This window comes from Bacillus sp. 7884-1 (genome assembly GCF_002272245.1).
In the GTDB taxonomy this organism is placed as follows: Bacteria; Bacillota; Bacilli; order Bacillales; family Cytobacillaceae; genus Neobacillus.
On the sequence record NZ_NPDD01000180.1, the window covers coordinates 1 to 3,977 of the forward strand.

Annotated in this window: 7 protein-coding genes; 1 reads left to right on the forward strand and 6 read right to left on the reverse strand. The window is 33.8% G+C overall.

Translation table 11 applies throughout. The annotated features are described in order from the left end of the window. Nucleotides 1-150: 150 nt before the first annotated feature. From CHI06_RS20215 to CHI06_RS20245, 6 genes are all read right to left on the reverse strand, one after another. Nucleotides 151-339, reverse strand: a complete 189-nt coding sequence (locus CHI06_RS20215; RefSeq protein WP_095250407.1) for a hypothetical protein — start codon at nt 337-339, stop codon at nt 151-153. A gap of 141 nt (nt 340-480) precedes the next feature. Next, on the reverse strand, nt 481-672 hold the full coding sequence (locus CHI06_RS20220; protein ID WP_095250408.1) for a hypothetical protein: 192 nt from the start codon (nt 670-672) through the stop codon (nt 481-483). 23 nt (nt 673-695) lie between these two features. Further along, on the reverse strand, nt 696-1,346 hold the full coding sequence (locus CHI06_RS20225) for a hypothetical protein (protein WP_257009387.1): 651 nt from the start codon (nt 1,344-1,346) through the stop codon (nt 696-698). A 485-nt stretch (nt 1,347-1,831) separates the two neighbouring features. Beyond that, nucleotides 1,832-2,131 (reverse strand): hypothetical protein, encoded by a 300-nt coding sequence (locus CHI06_RS20230; RefSeq protein ID WP_179292713.1) that lies wholly within the window; start codon nt 2,129-2,131, stop codon nt 1,832-1,834. After that, nucleotides 2,079-2,450 carry an iron chaperone gene (locus tag CHI06_RS20235; protein ID WP_095250409.1) on the reverse strand — a complete coding sequence of 124 codons (372 nt, stop codon included), beginning with the start codon at nt 2,448-2,450 and terminating at the stop codon, nt 2,079-2,081. Before CHI06_RS20235 ends, CHI06_RS20230 begins: the two co-directional genes overlap by 53 nt. A gap of 235 nt (nt 2,451-2,685) precedes the next feature. Then, complete coding sequence (locus tag CHI06_RS20245; protein WP_095250410.1) at nt 2,686-3,177, reverse strand: hypothetical protein; 492 nt, start codon at nt 3,175-3,177, stop codon at nt 2,686-2,688. Between the two features lie 446 nt (nt 3,178-3,623). Here CHI06_RS20245 and CHI06_RS20250 point away from each other — a divergent pair. After that, nucleotides 3,624-3,977, forward strand: a 354-nt coding sequence (locus CHI06_RS20250) for a TVP38/TMEM64 family protein (protein WP_142300992.1), incomplete at its 3' end; no start/stop codon positions are given.

Here is a 3,977-nt window from a genome sequence, read left to right on the forward strand (position 1 = left end):
GAAAAGCCGCCAATAATGGCTGCTCCATTACACTTAATGGAAAACGATTATAGGATTAAAACTCTAAATGCGCCTTTTCCTTTTTTTATATCCAGTCTATCTTGTACCTCGTTCCCTAGGCCGCAATAACCTATGATTCTGTTGTCCTCCTTATGGATAATTAAAGATTAAATTTGTAAATTTTTCATGGGTATTTTTCTTATTTTGTTCCATGGACCATTTTATGATTTTTTCTACATCCTCGCGAGTAGGAATCTCCTCTGGAATATACTGATAGAATTTTTTTTCACTAACCGCCGTATAAATACTCTCAGTCTCGATTCTTGCACCTAAAAACATACGTATCCCCCAATTTCACTCTCGCAAACTTTTTCATTTCCTTTAGTGGCAGTTATTTTCACTCTCCCATTTATAGATTAAAATTCTATAAAAAACAGCGTTAATCCTTCATGGATCAACGCCAGCTATAATTTCAAACTATTAACCTTCCAGCTTGTTGGTTGATGTTTTTATTGGTTGTTGAGAGTAGATGTCTAGAAATGTACCGTCCATAAATTTTATCACGACAGCATGTGTAGCGATCGCAACTTCTTCCACTGTTTTTCCTACCAGATTTTCAGGAACCACTTTAAAGTCATTCGTTTCCATTTTTATCAATTCCTTTCCTTTCAAAATTGATGCCTCCATCTGCAATCTTATGATTGTACATTTAGCAATTGGATTAATTTTATGATTTTTTCATTGTCACCTTGTTGAACGGTTACTAACTTGGTATTTTTAATAATATCTGTGTAGAATTCTTCCCCGGCAGGATAATTGCCATCCCAGCGTAATGGAATGTTGTATACATTAATTGTGCCATCCCAGCGTAATGGAACGTTGTATACATTAATTGTGCCATCCCCATTACCACTATATGTTACAGATCCTTCTACTAAGCGGGAACCGGCTAACTGGATAACATTCTCTGGATAATGAGAACTGGTGTCATCATTGGGATTGATGGTACCTGCAGGAATATGTAGAACATTTAATTCATCAATCTCTTGATTGGGTCCAAGATGAAGCCAAATTCGAGCGTATTCAATTTGTTCACTAGAATACTGGGTTCGTATTTCTTTATCTTGCTTATCAACCTGTTTTATTGCACCATTTTCCGACGAAATATCGCCCGAATCATTGGCAGGGGATTCTTTGGAAGGAGGATTAATTGCATCATCATGATCTGAATTAGATGAAGCTCTATTTGTGTCCGGCGAACTAGTAGATTTCTGAGGAGAATTAGAACAACCTGCAAAAATCATGAAAAATATGGTGATCAAAACAACAAAAGATACTTTCTTCAATCTCTACACTTCCTTATAACTTTATTCGTTCATTATTAACATATTTAGGACCCCTTTGATCTGGTGTTTCATGGCTAAAATGGATGGTAATTTGATTGGGAATATCGGACCAAAGATTAAATAAATGAAAACTATGCTAACAAAGAATAGATAGTGAGATAATGGTCAGAGTTATCCAAAAGGCTTATTACTCATTTCCACAGTCTTCCATTTTTTACTATCATACGGTTTTTAATGATAAAAAGTTTCACATTATTCAACAAAATCTGCTTTAAACCTTCTTGAATTATCCCAGCTTCCCTGGATGTGAATTCTATTCGTAACCGTCGTGATTTTCCTGATGCTAGTATCGCGCCATTCTCTATTCGATTTCAAAAATAAACGAAAACATCATCGAGAGCTTAATACAGGAAAATATAAAAGGAAAACGCGGTTAGCCGAGCTAATCGCGTTTATTTTTAATGATATTCATTTTCTTCTCTATCTCAATTTCTAATTAATCTTATTCGATAATAGATTCTAAAAATGGTAAGAACCAATCCAATGATGAATACGATTGCTAATAAAATCATCGCAGATGGGAAAAGACCGAACGCATCCATAATCATCGAATTATTATTCTTTAATGTTGGTACAATAAATAATAACCAACCGATCCCGACGACAGGTATTAATTGTGGGATTAATCGCAGATAGTATCTCCATGCTGGATGTTGTTCAGGCGTAATGCTCTTATTTCCGCCAAAAATTTGTATAGTCTGCCTTATCCAAAATATTAAATTCAATCATGTTCTCAAGCAATTCATAATTTACTGGCTCTTTCCACGAAATACGAAACAAGCCTTTGGTAGCGCTATAGCCAGCTTTTGCTATGTCATCAGCAAATTGCGCAATTCCTGCCACCTCTGGTGAAACGCTCAAATGCTGCTTCGCTGTAGAAAAGCCAATGATAAATGTGCCGTGGTCAGAAAACATTGGCGTATTCCATTTGAATACCGGTTCCAAATTCGGGAATTTATTGGCAACCCACACCAAAATCTCCTTTGTTCTCTCGCGGTGGTCGGGGTGATCGATTCCTGCTAAATATTCTTCAAAAACCTCCATGTTGATTCCTCCTAGAATATTATGTTCTCGATTCATTCGAATTCATTCTTAACTAATACCATAAAAGGCATACTTTTTGATATTCTTTTTTGAAATATGATTATTTTGTAAATAACCGGAAGTGGCATCTACCATTTCTTTCGGTCCAGCAATAAAGTAGTTCCCATCGTTCTTATATAGATGGTCAGTAGCATCAATAAGATATGTAGAAAAAGAACTAGCCCATTCTATTTTTTTATTGCCTTTTATGTCTTTGTCCCCAAGGTTTGAATACAGATAGAATAAATAATATTGCCAATAGGATTACTTGTATGATAATCCAAATCATGAGTTGATAATGATTTGCCATGAAATGATCACCTATAGATTCTTCTAAATGCTGAATACCATTTATAGTCCAATAATATATAAAGATAAATCCTAAAATTAAACATATTAATGTCAGGATTTCTTTTGTAATTATCCAATAAAATTTAAATAACCCCCATTTTGTAAGGAGAGAAAGGATAAGACCGGTAATAACCGTTCCAATTAGTGAAGCTCTACCCGCAGTTTGTTCCATTTGGAGTATACTTTGATAATAGGCTTTTATTACCTGACTATCATTAGTCATTAAAACGCTAATGGACAGGATTAAAAAGGTAACAGTAACTCCTAACCAGATTGCAGAAAATAATATATGTGCCGATAACCACCATTTTTTATTAGTAATAGATAGATTTTTCAAAGTTTTTTCTCCTAAATTAATTGATTTTATGTTGATAAAAACAGAATCGATTATATCATTTTTCTTATTGAACTAAGTATACTTCTCTTGCTTAGAATGCCATACCTTCTTCCATTAAACAGCCCGTTAGCGAATTATAACTTTAAAAAAAATAGTGCGTTATCCTCCATGGACATCGCACCTACAAATTAAACAACGTGTGTTTCCCTTATTAACTTTCTTACTTCTTTTCCTTAATTGTAAAACTGTTTCTGCACAATTTTTATCAAAAATAAGGGCATAAAACCTGCTTATAAATTAACCCTTTAGAATTTTAGAATCATGTTTGTATTGTCTATCATTCTCTTACTATAAAATTAAGGAAATCTTAAGGAAGTATATACCAATATCATAAGATCTCCCTCTTATAATTGACATAGCAAAATTGAAAAAGAGGTGGGAATTTTATGGAGAATTTATTTCATGGAAATCAGCTTATGGTTGCTTTTATTTTCTTTTCAATCTGTTTCCTACAACCAATCTTGTTACCCTTTCCAGAAGCAGCAACGATCGGAGTTGGTACTGCTGTACTCGGTTCTCTTCCTGTAGCAATTAATAGCTTTGTAGGTACACTTTCAGGAATAATAATTGCATATTTCATAGCAAAAATTGGGGGACAAAAGCTAATTAGAAAATTAGTAAAAGAACATCAATTTAAGCAGTATAAACGTTATGTTTCGAGAAACGAGATAAGTATTTTATTTATTTTATTTGTGATACCTATTTTACCTGATGAAATAATATGTTTTGGAGCAGGAATA